Genomic DNA, 16623 nt, shown 5'->3' on the forward strand with positions numbered 1-16623 from the left:
GATCTCTCTCCCTCGTGGACAGGTGGTTGTGGGGGATGCCGCGTCTGCGCAGCGGCTGGCGCTGGGCGCCGGCTGACCTGCCTCAACGTCACATTCCGCCTCGGACCGGGATCATGCATTGATATTGGTCAAGCTGCGCTGCGCGAGCACGGATGGAGCAGGTGCCGCCTGGATCAACGCCCGCGCGCGCAACGCCCACGCGCATGGGGCGGATCGGCCTCAGCGCTTCTGGCCGTAGGGCGGGCGCGGGATCGCCATATGGGCCGCGCGCAGGGCAGCGGACCAACGCTCGCGCAGATCGTGGAAATAGGTCTCCCCCGCCTCGATGCGATGCACCAGCTCCGCCTCGAGCGCATCGCGCCGGATCACGGCGATATCGATCGGCAAGCCCACACCGAGATTGGAGCGCATGGTCGAATCCATCGAGATCAGGCCGATCTTGAGCGCGTCATAGAGATCGCTGTCATAGCCCACCGCGCGATCGAGGATGGGCTTGCCGTATTTGTGTTCACCGATCTGCAGGAAGGGCGCATCCTGCCCGCATTCGATGAAATTTCCGGCGGCATAGACCATGAACAGCCGCATCGGCTCGCCGGCGATCTGGCCGCCGAACAGGAAGGACACATCGAAGGAGAGTCCGGCCTCCTTCAGCCCCGGCTCATGGATGGAACGCACCTGCCGCACCGCGCGCCCCACGAGCTGGACCGCCTGGAACAAGCTGCCTGCATCCTCCAGCTTCTGGATCGTGCCGGTTTCCGCGTCCTCGATCCCCTCCTCGAGGAGCCCGACGACGGATTGCGACATGGAGAGGTTCCCCGCCGCCGCCAGCGCCAGAACGCGCTCGCCCGGCTTTTCGATGATCGTCAGCTTGCGATAGGTCGAAACATTGTCGAGACCGGCATTGGTGCGCGTATCCGCGATCAGGACCATGCCCTGATCGAGCAGCAAACCGACGCAATAGGTCATGGCGGGTGCTCCTTGTGGGGCCTCAATCCTGGCTCTGCCGCTGGCTCTGGGCCGCCCCGTCGGCATCTTCGACGACAAGCTTTACCGCCATGCTCTCGCCACCGCCACCCCAGCGGCTGCCCCTGATGGGCGCCGCCCCCAGATAATCGAGGCCGATCGCGATACGCACATGCGCATCCGTGGTCGAGATCCCGTTGGCCGGATCGAATCCGACCCAGCCGAGACCCGGCACCTTCGCCTCCGCCCAGGCATGGCCGGCATCCTGATCGGTCACACCGTCGATACGCACGAAATAGCCCGAGACATAGCGCGCCGGAATGCCGAGGAAGCGGGCGCAGCCGATGAAGATATGGCTCAGATCCTGACAGACGCCCTTGCGCATGGCGAAAGCCTCGTGGGCCGTCGTCGAGACCAGCGTCGGCTGGATGTCGAAGACCACCTCGCCATTGATCGCATTCATCAGCCGATGCAGCGTGCCGAGAACATCGTTCGCGTCATATTGCGCGACCTCTGCCGCAAAGGCCCGCAGGGCTTCGTCGGTTTCCGTCAGCGGCGTATCGCGCAGGAAATAGAGATCGGGCGCGCGCGTCACGGCACCTTTCACGATGCCGTTGGTATCGAAAGTCTCGACTTCGCCGGCAACCCGCAAGGTCAGTGCCTCGGCACCCGATTCCGCAGAGAAATGATGCACGATATTGCCCAGCGCATCCTCGGAACGGCGCAGCTGACCGTCGATGCTGGGCTCGATGCGCCAGCGCCGCACATGCTGGCCCTCATGCGCGCGCGGCGTCATCCGCAGGATCTGGATCAGGGCGCGGATCGGCGAATCATATTCGTAATGGGTTTCGTGTTCGATGCGAACGCGCATGTAACCTCCGGGGCGGATGCGCCAGATCAGGGCCGTGGCGACGGGTCAGATCAGATATTGCTCCGTGATCTCGGCACCGAGCCTGTTGTTCTCGACGATGAACTCCCCGACCCATTCATGCAAGCCGTGACCGAACACTTCCTCGATCCGCGAGGCGCCGAGCCGGGCGGAAGTCGTGGCGGCGAGGCGCTGCGAGCGCCCGCGCCGTCCATAGATGTCGGCGATCAGATCGAGATGGCGCACGAGAGACTCGTAACAGCAGGCCAGCGAACGCGGCATCTGCCGGTTCAGGATCAGAAGGTCCGCCACGTGCCACGGTTTCACGGCCTCGCGATAGACCCAATGATAGGCTGTATGCGCCTGCACCTCGCGCAGGATCGTCGTCCATTGAAAATAATCGAGCGAACCGCCCACGCGCTCGGTCTCGGGCAGCAGCACATGATATTTCACGTCGAGAATGCGCGCGGTGTTGTCGGCGCGCTCGATCGAGACACCCAGCCTGGTGAAGTAATAGGCGTCGTTGCGCAGCATGGTCCGGTAGGCCGAGCCGTCGAAATGCAGCGAAACGGTCTTGGTGAATTCGAGGAAGTCGGAAAACGCGTCGCGATCCATGTCGTTGCCACGGCTGTTCTTCAACTGCAGCCAGGCATCGTTGATGGTCTCCCACATCTCCGCCGTCAGCGCCGTGCGCACGGCGCGGGCATTGGTGCGGGCATATTCGAGGCAGCTGCGGATCGAGGACGGGTTGTGCGGCGAGAAGGCGAGAAAATCGCGCACGGTGTCTTCGTTGACGACGTCGTAATGCTGCTCGAACAGCGCGATATTGCCGGCGGAAGCGAGCGCGCTCTCCCATTCGTTGCGCTCGCCGTTATAGCTCGTCGGCAGTGCCGCGAGACGCATCGTGGCATCCAGAATGCGGGCGACGAAATCGGCGCGCTCGGTATTGCGAAACAGCCAGTAGAGATTCGAGGCGGTGCGAGAAAGCATTGCGATCAACCTGTGCGAAGAAACGGGGCGGGTTCGGTCGGGCGGCTCAGGCGCCGAGCACCCAGGTATCCTTGGTCCCGCCTCCCTGGCTGGAATTCACCACCAGCGAGCCGTCCTTCAGCGCCACGCGGGTCAGGCCGCCGGGCACGATCTCGACCCCGTTGGCACCCGAGAGCACGAAGGGGCGCAGATCCACATGGCGCGGCGCCACACCCGAAGCGACGAAGGTCGGACAGGTGGACAGCGCCAGCGTCGGCTGCGCGATGAAATTCTCCGGATGCGCCTTCAGCTTGCGGCGAAATTCCTCGATCTGCCCCCGGGTCGCATGCGGCCCGACCAGCATGCCGTAACCGCCGGAGCCATTGACCTCCTTGACCACGAGATCGGGAAGGTTGTCGAGCACATGGGCGAGCGCCTCGGGCTCGCGGCAGCGCCAGGTCGGCACATTGTGCAGGATCGGCTCTTCACCGGTATAGAATTTCACGATCTCGGGCATGTAGGTATAGACCGCCTTGTCGTCGGCGATGCCCGTGCCGACGGCATTGGCGAGGGTGATATTGCCTGCCTGATAGGCACCAAAGATACCCGGAACGCCGAGCACCGAATCCGGCTTGAACACGAGCGGGTCGAGAAAATCATCGTCGACGCGGCGATACAGCACGTCCAGCCGCTGCGGACCCTCGGTGGTGCGCATGTAGACGACCTCGTCCTTGACGAAGAGATCGCTCGCCTCGACCAGCTCGACCCCGAGCTTGTCGGCCAGGAAGGAGTGCTCGTAATAGGCGGAATTGAACTGCCCCGGCGTAAGCACCGCCACATTCGGGTCACGCCGGCCGCTGCGCGGCGCCACCGATTGCAGGCAGGCGAGCAGCGCGTCGGGATAATTCTCGACCGGGGCGATGCGGTGGCGGGCATAGAGTTCGGGGAAGAGCCGCATGGTCACTTCGCGGTTCTCCAGCATGTAGGAGACGCCGGAGGGCGTGCGCGCATTGTCTTCGAGCACATAGAACGTGTCCTCGTCGACACGCACCAGATCGATCCCGGCAATATGGCAATAGATGTCGTGCGGGACCTTCAACCCCTGCATTTCGAGGCAATAGAAGGGGTTGGTGAAGATCAGCTCCTTCGGGATGATCCCGGCGCGCAGAATCTCCTGCTTGCCGTAGAGATCGGCGAGAAACATGTTGATCGCCCTGACGCGCTGCTCCAGCCCCCGCGCGACGTGATCCCATTCCTTCTTCATGATGATGCGCGGAATGATATCGAAGGGAATCAGCCGCTCAGTCGCCGCCTCGTCACCGTAGACGGCAAAGGTGATGCCGATGCGCCGGAAGAACAGTTCCGCCTGGCTGCGGCGCGTATCGAGCAGTTCGCGCGGGGTCCTGGCCAGCCATTGCTTGAGCTGCTCATAGGGCGCCCGCACCTCGCCCCCGCCGGCGACACCGTTCATCTCGTCAAAGACTGGCATTGGCTCTCCCACAGATTACGCCCCCGTTGCCAAGCCTAGACGCAAGGACCAGGCCAGGCAAGGACTAGGCCAGGCAAGGACCGGGCCAGGCAAGGCGGGCTGGAAACGCAGGCGCCGTCGAGGAATTCCGGGTCCGCCCATTGACTTGTGCGCCGCGAAGGGCGATATGCACAGTACAGCGTCGTTTCGGACGACGCCGGGGCTGCGTGAGTGAAACGTTTCACCATCATCGTTTCGCGCCCCCTTCATCCCGATCTTCGACAACCTGATCACGCGGGTCGTCTCTTGAACGAGCCCGCCTGCGCGACGTGTCGCGTCCGGTGCGGCTCCCCGCTGCATGAAAGCATCATCTTGACCACATTTTCCGATTTCGGCCTCGCCGAGCCCATTCTCGCGGCGCTCGCCGGCGAAGGCTACGAAACCCCCACCCCGATTCAGACCCAGGCGATACCGCTGGTTCTGGAAGGTCGCGACCTGCTCGGTATCGCCCAGACGGGCACCGGCAAGACCGCCGCCTTCTCACTGCCGATCCTCGATCGCTTCTCCCGTGACCGCAAGGCGCGCCAGCCGCGCGGCTGCCGGGCGCTGATCCTCTCGCCGACGCGCGAGCTGACCAGCCAGATCGCCGACAACATCCGCATCTACGGACGCAATCTGCGCCTCTCGACCCAGGTCGTCTTCGGCGGCATGCCGATCAACCGTCAGATTCGCCAGCTCGAACGCGGCGTCGATATCCTCGTCGCCACGCCGGGGCGCCTGCTCGATCTGATCGACCGGCGCGCACTCAGCCTCGCCGATGTCGAGGTGCTGGTGCTCGACGAGGCCGACCAGATGCTCGACCTCGGCTTCATCCATGCCCTGCGTCGCATCGCAAAACTGGTGCCGCGTGAACGGCAGAGCCTGTTCTTCTCCGCCACGATGCCCAAAAGCATTGCCGGCCTCGCCGAGGAATATCTCGACAATCCGGCCCGCGTCGCCGTCCAGCCGGCGGCGACCACTGCCGAGCGTGTGGCCCAGCAGGTGATTTTCGTCTCCTCCGGCCAGAAGCAGCGCCTGCTTGCGCAAGTCCTGCAGGACGGTGCGGTAAGCCGCGCCCTCGTCTTCACCCGTACCAAACATGGCGCCGACAAGGTCGTGAAGCATCTCGAACGCGACGGCGTCCCCGCTGCGGCGATCCACGGCAACAAGTCGCAGGGCCAGCGCGAGCGCGCGCTCAATGATTTCCGCCAGGGTCGCTGCAAGGTGCTGATCGCAACCGATATTGCCGCGCGCGGTATCGATGTCGACGGCGTCTCGCACGTCATCAATTTCGAGTTGCCCAACGTGCCGGAATCCTATGTCCACCGGATCGGCCGTACGGCCCGTGCCGGTGCGGACGGCGCCGCCCTCTCCTTCTGCAATATGGAAGAGCGCGCCTATCTGCGGGACATCCAGCGCACCACGCGCCAGGAGATCCCGGTGATGCCGTTGCCGCCCGGATTCACTCCCGAGCCGCCGCCGGAAGCGCCGATCCCGAAAGCCGGCAAGAGCGGGAAGACCATGAAGGGGCTGAGCCAGGGCAAGCCTGGCGGCCATCGCAAGGGCGCGCGCCCGGGTACAGGCTCGGGAGCCCCCGCTTCACGCGGTGGCGCCCCGCGCAACGGCGCACCGGGTCGCCCGGCGCGCCAGCAGCGTCGCGAACAGCGCCCCGCCGCCTATTGACGAAGTGCGGCATGCGCTTTCGCGACTGCCGCCCCTGATACGAAGCTGAACGAACGGCGCCGGTGTGTGATGCACCGGCGCCGTTTTTGCGTGCGCTTCAGCACCCGCATCATCACGGGGCAGCCGACGGGAAGAAGGTCGATAAACAAAAAGGGCGACCGCGCGGGCCGCCCTTTCGTTATCCTGATTGCAGCGCGCGGCCCATTCGGGGGCGCGACCGGCCTCACCCTCAGGCGGCGACTTCTTCGCTCGCCTCGACCGCGACCGGACCGGAATCCTTGCCGCGGGCGCTGACGTCACGATCGACGAATTCGATCACGGCGAGCGGCGCATTGTCGCCGTAGCGGAAGCCTGCCTTGAGCACGCGAATGTAACCGCCGGGCCGTTCCGCATAGCGCGGGCCGAGCACGTCGAACAGCTTGCGCACCATCACCTCGTCGCGCACCTTGGACATGGCCTGGCGACGGGCATGCAAATCGCCGCGCTTGGCCAGGGTCACGAGCTTTTCGACGAAGGGACGCAAATCCTTCGCCTTGGGCAGGGTGGTGATGATCTGCTCGTGCTTGATCAGCGCGGTCGACATGTTCGCGAACATCGCCTTGCGGTGCTCGGAGGTACGGTTGAAACGACGACCCTTGAATCCGTGACGCATTGTGGCTCTCCATTCTCTGCGGCCGCCGTGCCAAGGTACGACCGTCGTTGTTGATGGCCTGATCGGCCCGTGAAGCGCCCCGCCGCATCACAGTGACGGCGGGGCGAAGTCTCAGTAATGCTCTTCGAAGCGCTTGGCGAGATCGTCGATATTCTCCGGCGGCCAGCCCGGGACTTCCATACCCAGATGCAGCCCCATGCCGGCAAGCACTTCCTTGATCTCGTTGAGCGACTTGCGGCCGAAATTCGGCGTGCGCAGCATCTCGGCTTCCGACTTCTGGATCAGATCGCCAATATAGACGATGTTGTCGTTCTTCAGGCAGTTCGCCGAACGTACCGACAATTCCAGCTCGTCGACCTTCTTGAGCAGGGCCGGCGGGAACGGAAGCTGCGGCGAGGAGGCAGCGGCCTCTTCCTTGTGCGGCTCCTCGAAATTGACGAAGACCGCGAGCTGGTCCTGGATGATGCGCGCCGCGTAGGCGAGCGCATCCTCCGGCGACACGGCGCCGTTGGTCTCGACCGTCATGGTCAGCTTGTCATAGTCGAGGATCTGGCCTTCGCGGGTGTTCTCCACGCGATAGGAAACCTTGCGCACCGGGCTGTAGAGCGAATCGACCGGAATCAGGCCGATCGGCGCGTCTTCAGGACGGTTGCGATCGGCCGGGACGTAGCCCTTGCCGGTATCGACAGTGAATTCCATGCGGATCTCGGCGCCCTCATCGAGGGTGCACAGCACGAGTTCCGGATTGAGGATCTCGACATCGCCCACCGTGTTGATGTCACCGGCGGTGACCGTGCCCGGGCCGGTCTTGCGCAGGGTCATGCGCTTGGGCCCGTCACCTTCCATGCGGATGGCGATGGCCTTGATGTTGAGCACGATATCGGTAACGTCCTCACGCACGCCCGGAATCGAGGAGAATTCATGCAGCACGCCGTCGATCTGCACGGCGCTGACCGCCGCACCCTGGAGCGACGACAGCAGCACGCGGCGCAGGGCATTGCCGAAGGTCATGCCGAAACCGCGTTCCAGCGGTTCGGCCACGACCGTGGCGACGCGCCGGGGATCGAAGCCGGGGGAGACTTCGAGCTTGTTCGGCTTGATCAGCTCTTGCCAGTTCTTTTGGATCACGACCACACCTCTCGTGAGACGGGTGAAGGGCGACATGCGCGCACGCCGCCCCGAAAACGAAACGACGCGCCGGAAGGCTCCGGCGCGCGAACGGGCGTCAGACGCGGCGACGCTTGCGCGGGCGGCAACCATTATGCGGAATCGGCGTCACGTCGCGGATCGAGGTGACGGTGAAACCGGCGGCCTGCAGCGCGCGCAGAGCCGATTCGCGGCCCGAACCGGGACCCGAAACCTCGACCTCGAGGGTACGCATACCGTGCTCGGCCGCCTTGCGACCGGCATCTTCCGCAGCCATCTGCGCGGCATAGGGGGTCGACTTGCGCGACCCCTTGAAGCCCATCATGCCAGCGGAGGACCACGAGATCGTGTTGCCCTGCGCATCGGTGATGGTGATCATGGTGTTGTTGAACGAAGCGTTCACATGCGCGACGCCCGAAACGATGTTCTTGCGTTCGCGGCGGCGTACGCGGGTGGTATCCTTGGCCATGTGTCGATCTGTCCTTCTGGCGCGCCCGTAATCCCAGGCGCTCGGGAAAATGCCGCCCGGTCATGCCCGACGCGGCGCCTTGCTCACAGGAGCGGGTTACTTCTTCTTGCCGGCGATCGGCTTCGCCTTGCCCTTGCGGGTGCGGGCGTTGGTGTGGGTGCGCTGGCCACGGACCGGCAGGTTGCGGCGGTGACGCAGGCCGCGATAGACACCGAGATCCATCAGGCGCTTGATATTCATCGACACTTCACGGCGCAGATCACCTTCCACGACATAATCGCGGTCAATGGTCTCGCGAATCACCAGCACTTCCTGATCGGTCAGCTGGTTGACACGGCGCTCGGCCGGGACCGACGCCTTGGCGCAGATCTCCTCGGCCTTCTTGGCGCCAATGCCGTGAATGTATTGCAGCGCGATGACGACGCGCTTGTTGGTCGGGATGTTGACGCCTGCGATGCGGGCCACTTCACTTCTCCATGTCGGCCGCCTCAACGGCAGCGGGTTCGTTATGCGCGCGTCCGGTGGAGGCCGGCCCCTGCGCGCTGTTTGTGTCGCTGCGTGATGACACCGGACCGCCATCGGTACGGTGCAACACGCGAAAGCGTCGGCTATCTGTCAGCCTGACGGATATCTGCGTCCTGATGCTGGGAGATCGCCGCATAACGCTGAATGCGACCAAGGTCAAGCCATATCAGGAAACTTTCTCCAGAATCGCGAAAACCTCTGCGGTGACCGCGTCGATTGGCTTCATCCCGTCGACTTCGCGCAGCAGGCCGGTCTCCCTGTAATGGTCGGAGAGCGGCGCAGTCTGTTCCTTGTAGGCTTCGAGGCGGGTCTTGAAGACTTCCGGATTGTCATCCTTGCGCACGGGCTCGCCGCGCTCTTGCGTCTCGCGGGCGCGCGTGGCGATACGATCGAGCAGGATACCCTCGTCGACCACGAATTCCAGCACGACATCCAGCGGCTGGCCCTTGCTCCTGAGCATGGAATCCAGCGCCTCCGCCTGGGCGACAGTGCGCGGGAACCCGTCGAGGATGAAGCCGTTGGCCGCGTCCGGCTCCTCGATCCGGTCCGCCACGATGCCGACCACGATCTCGTCGGAAACGAGCGCCCCGGCATCCATGGCCGCCTTCGCCTGCAACCCGACGGGGGTCTGTGCGGCCACGGCGGCGCGCAGCATGTCCCCGGTCGAAAGCTGCGGGATCTTGTAGCGATCGGCAATACGGACCGATTGCGTTCCCTTCCCGGCCCCCGGCGGACCCAACAGAATCATGCGCATGAAAACCCCCTCGACTATCTCTTCCCTGAAGGCGCCACGATCAGCGATTGCGGCGTGCGCCCTTGAGCTTGGCCTTCTTGACAAGGCCTTCATACTGATGGGCCATCAGGTGCCCGTGAACCTGCGCCACCGTATCCATCGTGACGGTCACGACGATCAGCAGCGACGTTCCTCCAAGATAGAAGGGCAAGGCTGCATAGGAAATGAGAAATTCGGGTATCAGGCAAACCACGGTAAGATAGGCGGCACCGATCACCGTGATGCGGGTGAGCACATAATCGATGTAGTCAGCCGTCCGCTCGCCCGGGCGAATCCCCGGAATGAAGCCGCCGTGCTTCTTCAGATTGTCCGCCGTCTCCGACGGGTTGAACACGATCGCCGTATAAAAGAAGGCGAAGAAGATGATCATGCTCGCATAAAGGATCATGAACAACGGACGACCGTGGCCCAGATAGATCGCGATCGTGGCCATGATGCCGTCTCCACCTTCAGCGGCTGCGAAGCTCGCCACAGTGGTGGGCAGGAGCAGCAGCGACGAGGCGAAGATCGGCGGAATGACACCGGCCGTGTTGAGCTTCAGCGGCAGAAACGAGGTCTGGCCGTCATACATGCGGTTGCCCACCTGGCGCTTTGGATAATTGATCAAAAGCCGGCGCTGCGAGCGCTCCATGAAGACGACGAAATAGATGATCCCCATCGCCATCACGATGACGAACAGGATGAAGGCCGTCGAGATCGCGCCCTGACGCCCGAGTTCGAACAGACCGATCGTCGCTGCGGGCAGCTGCGCCACGATGCCGGCAAAAATGATCAGCGAGATTCCGTTGCCGATGCCGCGCGCGGTGATCTGCTCGCCGAGCCACATCAGGAACATGGTTCCGCCCGTCAGCGTGATCACGGTCGTGATGATGAAGAACGGCCCGGGATCGATCACGATCCCGCCCGAGGATTGCAGCCCCACGGCGATCCCCCAGGACTGGAAGATCGAGAGCACCAGCGTCAGATAGCGGGTATACTGGTTGATGACCTTGCGGCCGGATTCGCCCTCTTTCTTCAGGGCTTCCAGCGTCGGCGACACCGCCGTCATCAGCTGCATGATGATCGCGGCCGAGATATACGGCATGATGTTGAGCGCGAAGATCGCCATGCGCTCGACGGCACCGCCGGAGAACATGTTGAACATGCCCAGAATACCGCCCGACGCGGCCTCGAAAGACTGGCGCAAGGCTTCCGGGTCGATCCCCGGCAGCGGGATATAGGTGCCGAGCCGGTAGATGATCAGCGCACCGAGGGTGAACCAGATACGCTTCTTGAGCTCTTCCGCCTTGGCGATGGCGCCGAAATTCAGATTGGCGGCGAGTTGCTCGGCTGCTGAGGCCATAGGGCCCTCCCGATTGATCAGTCCCGTACGCTTGCGTATGGCACGAAACCATCCGAAAACGCATTCCCGGCCCCGCAGGGCATCATCCAGATATCTCTGACGCCAAAACGGCGCGCGAACCCGCCACGGTCTTACCCCAGCCATGGCCCGCGCGGAAGCCGTCCGGCGGTTTTTTCATCGCATCATGTCAGCAAAACGGCGGCCATGCGCAAATCAGCGCAGGCCGCCGCATATCTGCCGATACCCGCACGGATTCCGATGCACCTGCACCGGAATCCGGACTGGACGAAGCTGGCGGTCACGCCTGCGCAACAGCGTCGTCGGATGCCTTGACGGCGCCGCCGGCAGCCTCGATCGCCGCGCGAGCGGATTTCGACGCCGCGACGACTTCGAAGGTCAGCTTGGCCTTCAACTCGCCGACGCCGAGGATCTTCACCCCGTCACGCACCCGCGAACATACTCCGGCGGCGACGAGCGCCTCGATCGTGACCGGGTTCGACGCATCCAGCTTGCCGGCATCGACCGCTTGCTGGACCCGGCCGATATTCACCTCGTTGAGATCCCGTGCGCCCGGATTGTTGAAGCCGCGCTTTGGAACCCGGCGATAGATCGGCATCTGGCCGCCTTCGAACGCCTTGATCGAGACACCCGAACGGGATTTCTGACCCTTGACGCCACGACCACCGGTCTTGCCCTTGCCGGAACCGATGCCGCGACCGACCCGCATGCGCTCCTTGACGGCGCCGGGGTTGTCACGAATTTCATTAAGCTTCATGACCGCCTCCTTACTGCCCGTCGACGACGCGGACGAGGTGTTTGACCTTCGCGATCATGCCGCGTACGGCAGGCGTATCGGGAAGGGTCTTCCTGCGATGCATCTTGTTGAGACCGAGCCCGACCAGCGTCTGACGCTGGCTGGCGTCGCGGCGGATCGGCGAACCGGTCTGCTCCACAATGATGGTCTTGTCAGCCATGCAACCCTCCTCACGCTTCCGCCGCGGCGGCTTCACCGTCGCGACGGCGGGCCTGCAGCGAAGACACCTTGAGACCGCGACGTGACGCCACCGAACGCGGGCTGTCCACGGCCTTGAGCGCATCGAAGGTCGCGCGCACGAGGTTATACGGGTTGGAAGTGCCGAGCGACTTCGCCACCACATCCTGGACACCCACGGCCTCGAACACGGCGCGCATCGGGCCGCCGGCAATGATGCCGGTACCCGCCGGTGCGGCGCGCACGATAACCTTGCCGGCGCCATGACGACCGGGCGTGTCGTGATGCAACGTACGGCCCTCACGCAGGGGCACCCGAATCAGGCCACGCTTGGCCGATTCCGTCGCCTTGCGGATTGCCTCAGGAACCTCGCGGGCCTTGCCGTGGCCGAAACCGACGCGGCCCTTCTGGTCACCCACGACGACGAGGGCGGCAAAGCCGAAACGACGGCCGCCCTTCACCACCTTGGCGACGCGGTTGATATGCACCAGACGATCGACGAATTCGCTGTCGCGCTCGTCACGATCCTGGCGGTCACGTTCTCTTGCCATATCATGTCTCACTGACGCGGGCGGCGGCCCCGCTCGCTCAATCGGGAAATCCGCAATGCGCCGCCGGCATTGCAGAGCAGGTCAGCCGACCCGCAGGCCCGGACCGGATCAGAAATCCAGACCACCTTCGCGCGCGGCATCAGCCAGGGCCTTGACGCGCCCGTGATACATATAGCCCGAACGATCGAACACGACCTTCGAGACACCGGCCGCCTTGGCGCGCTCGGCGACGAGCTTGCCGACTTCGGCTGCGGCGTCCTTGTCGCCACCGGTCTTGAGCTTCTCGCGCATGTCCTTCTCCAGGGAGGAGGCGGCGGCGAGGGTGTGGCCCTTGTCGTCGTCGATCACCTGGGCATAGATCTGCTTCGACGAGCGGAAGACCGAAAGACGCGGACGCCCGTAGGCGACCTTCTTGACCGCGCGGCGGACGCGAGCCTTACGGCGGCCCGCCGTATCCAACTTCTTCGTCATGACCCGCGCTCCTTACTTCTTCTTGCCTTCCTTGCGGAAGATGAATTCGTCGGCATAGCGCACGCCCTTGCCCTTGTAGGGCTCAGGTGGGCGCCATTCGCGGATCTCCGCCGCGATCTGGCCGACGCGTTGCTTCTCCATGCCCGTCACGACGATTTCCGTCGGCTTGGGCGTGGTGATCTGGATGTCGGACGGAATCGGGAATTCCACATCGTGGCTGTATCCCAGCGACAGTTTCAGGGTGCTGCCCTGAACCGCTGCACGGTAACCGACGCCCGTGATTTCGAGCTTCTTCTCAAAACCCTTGGAGACCCCGTCGGCGATGCTCTGGAGCATCGCGCGTGAAAGGCCCCACTTCGAGCGCGCCACCTTGGTTTCCATGCGTGGGGCAACCGTCACGGAACCGTCGGCGAAGGCAACGCTCACCTCTTCCGGAACCGTGAAGGACATTTCACCCTTCGCGCCCTTCATCTTCACAATCTGGCCATCGACGCTGGCCGTCACCCCGGACGGCACCGCGACGGGCTTTTTGCCTACTCGAGACATATCTTAAGCTCCCGTTTTTGCTGGCGCCCGGTCAGAAGACCTTGCAGAGCACTTCACCACCGACATTCTGCTCCCGCGCGTCGTGATCGGCCATCACGCCCCGCGAGGTCGACAGGATCACGGTGCCGAGGCCGTCAGCCACGCGCGGCATCGTGTCGATCGACATGTACACGCGCCGCCCCGGCTTCGAGACGCGCTCGATCTTGCGGATCACCGGCTGACCGTCGAAATATTTCAGTTCGATGGTGAATTCGGTGCGTCCGTTGCCAAACTCGGCAGTGGAATAGTCGCGGATATAGCCTTCCGACTTGAGCACCTCAAGCACGCGCGCGCGCAGCTTCGACCCGGGCGTCAGAACGCTCGGACGACGGCGCAGTTGCGCATTGCGGATGCGGGTCAGCATATCCCCGAGCGGATCGGTCATCGCCATGAGATCTCTCCTTACCAGCTGGACTTGACGAGACCCGGGATCAGACCGCGCGAGCCGAGCTCACGCAGCGCGATACGGGACATGCCGAGTTTGCGGTAATAGGCGCGGGGGCGCCCGGTGACCTCGCAGCGATTGACGATGCGGGTGGGATTCGCGTTGCGCGGCAGCTCCGCCAGCTTGAGGCGCGCTGCGAAGCGCTCCTCCATCGCCAGGGACTGGTCGTTCGCAATCGCGAGAAGCCGCGCGCGACGACCGGCGAATTTCTTCACCAGCTTGCGGCGGTTCTTGTTCTTCTCGATCGCGCTTTTCTTAGCCATTCAATATCCTCCGGTGTCCGCGTCTGAGGCCTGAATCCAGCCTCACTGCCGGAACGGGAATTCGAAGTGGCGCAGCAGAGCACGCGCCTCTTCATCGGTTTTCGCAGTGGTCGCGACGATCACGTCCATGCCCCAGATCTGCTCGACCTTGTCGTAGTTGATCTCGGGGAACACGATGTGCTCCTTGATTCCGAAAGCATAATTGCCGCGCCCATCGAAGGACTTCGGATTGAGCCCGCGGAAGTCGCGTACGCGCGGCAGCGCAATGTTCACCAGACGGTCGAGGAACTCGTACATCCGGACCTTGCGAAGCGTCACCTTGCAGCCGATCGGCATGCCCTCACGCACCTTGAACGATGATATCGCCTTGCGCGCGCGGGTCACGACCGGAGCCTGGCCGGCGATCAGGGCGAGATCGCCCGCAGCCGACGATGCCTTCTTCGAATCGGCAACGGATTCGCCGACACCCATATTGATCACGATCTTGTCGATCGTGGGAACCTGCATCGGGTTCTTGTAGCCGAACTCCTCCTGGAGCTTCGGACGCACAACCTCGTCGTAGTGCTTGCGCAACCGCGGCGCGTAGTCGATCACAGAAGCCTCAGCCATCGATCAGATCCCCCGAACGCTTGGCGAAACGAACCTTGCGCCCGTCTTCCAAAACCTTGAAACCAACCCGAGTCGGCTTGCCGTCCTTCGGATCGGCATAAGCCAGATTCGAGATCTGCAGCGGAGCTTCCTTGGTGATGATCCCCGCTTCCTGCGACGCGGTCTGGCGCTGATGGCGCTTGACCTGGTTGACGCCACGCACCAGCGCACGCCCTTCGGCCGGAATGACCTTGACGATCTCACCGGTCTTGCCCTTGTCGCGGCCAGCGAGAACGACGACGCGGTCGCCCTTCTTGAGTTTCGCAGCCATCACAGCACCTCCGGCGCCAGCGAGATGATCTTCATGTGGTTCTTGGCGCGCAGTTCGCGCGGAACCGGGCCGAAGATACGCGTGCCGACGGGCTCCTTGTTGTTATTGACCAACACGGCCGCATTGCGGTCGAAGCGGATCACGGAGCCGTCCTGACGTCGAATGTCCTTCGCCGTGCGCACGACGACGGCGCGCATGACGTCGCCCTTCTTCACACGACCGCGCGGGATCGCCTCCTTGACGGAGACGACAATGATATCACCGACCGAAGCATATTTACGCTTCGAACCGCCCAGAACCTTGATGCACATGACACGACGGGCGCCGGAATTATCGGCGACCTCGAGATTGGTCTGCATCTGGATCATGGCCTTGATCCTTTCCTTGTCTCAGACAGGTTTCCGGCCGTTGAGCGGAATTGCCCAACCGGACTACGCCTGACGGGGATCTGCCGTCCCCTGCCTATGATCGCGAAAGGCGCTCCGATACACGAAGCGCCGCCCACTGACAAGCCTGTTTCGCGATCGCAGCACGAATTACCGCGACCGATCCCAGACCGTCGGCTCGATTCAGCCCTTCGGGGCTTCCTGAACGAGAACCCAGCTCTTGAGTTTGGACATGGGGCGCCCCTCCTCGATGAGAACCACATCGCCGGTCTTGGCGACGTTGTTCTCGTCATGAGCATGAAAGTTCTTCGAACGACGCACCGTCTTCTTCAGAAGAGGGTGCGTGAAACGGCGCTCGACCTTAACGACAACAGTCTTGTCCTGCTTGTCGCTGACGACGACGCCCTGCAATACGCGCTTCGGCATGATCTTTTTCCTTACGCCTTTGCTTCAGTCTGCTTGTGGCGCTGAAAAGTCTTGACGCGCGCAATATCCTTGCGGACCTGCGTGACGCGCGCCGTGTTCTCCAGCTGACCCGTAGCCCGCTGGAAGCGCAGATTGAACTGCTCCTTCTTCAGCGAAACCAGCTCGTCCTGAAGCTGATCGGCGGTCATCGCCTGCAGATCGCTCACTCGCTGCTTGGACTTCATGGCAATCTCCATCAATCGGCGATGCGCTGCACGACACGCGTGCGAATCGGAAGCTTCGCGCCGCCGAGGCGCAGCGCCTCGCGTGCGATTTCCTCGTTCACACCGTCGATCTCGAACATGATCCGACCAGGCTTGACGCGGGCCGCCCAATATTCAGGCGAACCCTTGCCCTTACCCATGCGGACTTCGGTCGGCTTCTTTGAAACCGGGACATCCGGAAAGATCCGGATCCAGACCCGGCCCTGACGCTTCATGAAGCGGGTGATCGCGCGGCGAGCCGCCTCGATCTGCCGCGCCGTGACGCGCTCCGGCTCGAGAGCCTTGAGGCCGTACTGGCCAAAATTCAGATCCATGCCGCCCTTGGCGACGCCCTTGATGCGCCCCTTGAACTGCTTGCGGAACTTCGTCTTCTTCGGTTGCAACATGGCGGATCTCCGTTCCGATG

24 protein-coding genes are annotated in these 16623 nt (G+C 63.4%); 1 reads left to right on the forward strand and 23 read right to left on the reverse strand.

From position 1 onward, the window contains the following. Positions 1 to 219: 219 nt before the first annotated feature. From GA0071312_RS00565 to GA0071312_RS00580, 4 genes are read right to left on the reverse strand one after another with little or no spacing between them, the layout of a single operon-like run. Positions 220 to 966 (reverse strand): proteasome-type protease, encoded by a 747-nt coding sequence (locus tag GA0071312_RS00565; RefSeq protein WP_074443188.1) that lies wholly within the window; start codon positions 964 to 966, stop codon positions 220 to 222. Between the two features lie 22 nt (positions 967 to 988). Then, entirely contained in the window at positions 989 to 1834 is an 846-nt protein-coding gene (locus GA0071312_RS00570) for a transglutaminase family protein (protein WP_074443189.1), read from the reverse strand. Positions 1835 to 1879: 45 nt separating this feature from the next. Next, a complete protein-coding gene (locus tag GA0071312_RS00575) occupies positions 1880 to 2821 on the reverse strand; it encodes an alpha-E domain-containing protein (RefSeq protein ID WP_074443190.1) in 942 nt (313 codons plus the stop codon). A gap of 46 nt (positions 2822 to 2867) precedes the next feature. Next, positions 2868 to 4289: a circularly permuted type 2 ATP-grasp protein gene (locus tag GA0071312_RS00580; protein ID WP_074443191.1), complete on the reverse strand. Its 1422-nt coding sequence runs from the start codon at positions 4287 to 4289 to the stop codon at positions 2868 to 2870. Positions 4290 to 4640: 351 nt separating this feature from the next. Here GA0071312_RS00580 and GA0071312_RS00585 point away from each other — a divergent pair, with 351 nt between their 5' ends. After that, the gene (locus tag GA0071312_RS00585) at positions 4641 to 5990 is read left to right on the forward strand and encodes a DEAD/DEAH box helicase (protein ID WP_083204358.1); all 1350 of its coding nucleotides are present in this window, start codon (positions 4641 to 4643) and stop codon (positions 5988 to 5990) included. 229 nt (positions 5991 to 6219) lie between these two features. Here GA0071312_RS00585 and rplQ read toward each other — a convergent pair whose 3' ends face one another. The 19 genes from rplQ to rplP all read right to left on the reverse strand — a co-directional run bounded on the left by rplQ (position 6220) and on the right by rplP (position 16603). Further along, on the reverse strand, positions 6220 to 6642 hold the full coding sequence (gene rplQ / locus GA0071312_RS00590; RefSeq protein WP_074443193.1) for a 50S ribosomal protein L17: 423 nt from the start codon (positions 6640 to 6642) through the stop codon (positions 6220 to 6222). 111 nt (positions 6643 to 6753) lie between these two features. Then, a complete protein-coding gene (locus tag GA0071312_RS00595) occupies positions 6754 to 7806 on the reverse strand; it encodes a DNA-directed RNA polymerase subunit alpha (protein WP_074444076.1) in 1053 nt (350 codons plus the stop codon). Between the two features lie 61 nt (positions 7807 to 7867). Then, complete coding sequence (gene rpsK, locus GA0071312_RS00600) at positions 7868 to 8257, reverse strand: 30S ribosomal protein S11 (RefSeq protein WP_074443194.1); 390 nt, start codon at positions 8255 to 8257, stop codon at positions 7868 to 7870. A 96-nt stretch (positions 8258 to 8353) separates the two neighbouring features. Then, positions 8354 to 8722, reverse strand: coding sequence for a 30S ribosomal protein S13 (rpsM, locus tag GA0071312_RS00605; RefSeq protein ID WP_074443195.1), 369 nt, complete (start codon positions 8720 to 8722; stop codon positions 8354 to 8356). Between the two features lie 226 nt (positions 8723 to 8948). Next, entirely contained in the window at positions 8949 to 9536 is a 588-nt protein-coding gene (locus tag GA0071312_RS00610; RefSeq protein WP_074443196.1) for an adenylate kinase, read from the reverse strand. 40 nt (positions 9537 to 9576) lie between these two features. Beyond that, complete coding sequence (gene secY, locus GA0071312_RS00615) at positions 9577 to 10917, reverse strand: preprotein translocase subunit SecY (protein ID WP_074443197.1); 1341 nt, start codon at positions 10915 to 10917, stop codon at positions 9577 to 9579. 298 nt (positions 10918 to 11215) lie between these two features. Further along, entirely contained in the window at positions 11216 to 11692 is a 477-nt protein-coding gene (gene rplO, locus GA0071312_RS00620; protein WP_074443198.1) for a 50S ribosomal protein L15, read from the reverse strand. Positions 11693 to 11702: 10 nt separating this feature from the next. Next, complete coding sequence (rpmD, locus tag GA0071312_RS20195) at positions 11703 to 11891, reverse strand: 50S ribosomal protein L30 (protein WP_074443199.1); 189 nt, start codon at positions 11889 to 11891, stop codon at positions 11703 to 11705. A gap of 10 nt (positions 11892 to 11901) precedes the next feature. Further along, positions 11902 to 12459: a 30S ribosomal protein S5 gene (rpsE, locus tag GA0071312_RS00630; protein WP_074443200.1), complete on the reverse strand. Its 558-nt coding sequence runs from the start codon at positions 12457 to 12459 to the stop codon at positions 11902 to 11904. 108 nt (positions 12460 to 12567) lie between these two features. Then, positions 12568 to 12930, reverse strand: coding sequence for a 50S ribosomal protein L18 (gene rplR / locus GA0071312_RS00635; RefSeq protein ID WP_074443201.1), 363 nt, complete (start codon positions 12928 to 12930; stop codon positions 12568 to 12570). Between the two features lie 12 nt (positions 12931 to 12942). Then, on the reverse strand, positions 12943 to 13476 hold the full coding sequence (gene rplF / locus GA0071312_RS00640) for a 50S ribosomal protein L6 (protein ID WP_074443202.1): 534 nt from the start codon (positions 13474 to 13476) through the stop codon (positions 12943 to 12945). 31 nt (positions 13477 to 13507) lie between these two features. Next, positions 13508 to 13906: a 30S ribosomal protein S8 gene (rpsH, locus tag GA0071312_RS00645; RefSeq protein ID WP_074443203.1), complete on the reverse strand. Its 399-nt coding sequence runs from the start codon at positions 13904 to 13906 to the stop codon at positions 13508 to 13510. Positions 13907 to 13917: 11 nt separating this feature from the next. Continuing rightward, positions 13918 to 14223 carry a 30S ribosomal protein S14 gene (rpsN, locus tag GA0071312_RS00650; RefSeq protein ID WP_074443204.1) on the reverse strand — a complete coding sequence of 102 codons (306 nt, stop codon included), beginning with the start codon at positions 14221 to 14223 and terminating at the stop codon, positions 13918 to 13920. 42 nt (positions 14224 to 14265) lie between these two features. Beyond that, positions 14266 to 14832: a 50S ribosomal protein L5 gene (rplE, locus tag GA0071312_RS00655; protein ID WP_074443205.1), complete on the reverse strand. Its 567-nt coding sequence runs from the start codon at positions 14830 to 14832 to the stop codon at positions 14266 to 14268. Continuing rightward, positions 14825 to 15142, reverse strand: a complete 318-nt coding sequence (gene rplX, locus GA0071312_RS00660; RefSeq protein WP_074443206.1) for a 50S ribosomal protein L24 — start codon at positions 15140 to 15142, stop codon at positions 14825 to 14827. The genes rplE and rplX overlap by 8 nt, the downstream gene beginning before the upstream one ends. Continuing rightward, positions 15142 to 15510 (reverse strand): 50S ribosomal protein L14, encoded by a 369-nt coding sequence (gene rplN, locus GA0071312_RS00665; RefSeq protein ID WP_074443207.1) that lies wholly within the window; start codon positions 15508 to 15510, stop codon positions 15142 to 15144. Before rplN ends, rplX begins: the two co-directional genes overlap by 1 nt. A gap of 201 nt (positions 15511 to 15711) precedes the next feature. Beyond that, the gene (gene rpsQ, locus GA0071312_RS00670; protein WP_074443208.1) at positions 15712 to 15954 is read right to left on the reverse strand and encodes a 30S ribosomal protein S17; all 243 of its coding nucleotides are present in this window, start codon (positions 15952 to 15954) and stop codon (positions 15712 to 15714) included. Positions 15955 to 15965: 11 nt separating this feature from the next. Then, the gene (gene rpmC, locus GA0071312_RS00675) at positions 15966 to 16178 is read right to left on the reverse strand and encodes a 50S ribosomal protein L29 (RefSeq protein WP_074444077.1); all 213 of its coding nucleotides are present in this window, start codon (positions 16176 to 16178) and stop codon (positions 15966 to 15968) included. An 11-nt stretch (positions 16179 to 16189) separates the two neighbouring features. Further along, the gene (gene rplP / locus GA0071312_RS00680; protein ID WP_074443209.1) at positions 16190 to 16603 is read right to left on the reverse strand and encodes a 50S ribosomal protein L16; all 414 of its coding nucleotides are present in this window, start codon (positions 16601 to 16603) and stop codon (positions 16190 to 16192) included. Positions 16604 to 16623: the final 20 nt, after the last annotated feature.

This window comes from Saliniramus fredricksonii (assembly GCF_900094735.1).
Taxonomy (GTDB): domain Bacteria; phylum Pseudomonadota; class Alphaproteobacteria; order Rhizobiales; family Beijerinckiaceae; genus Saliniramus; species Saliniramus fredricksonii.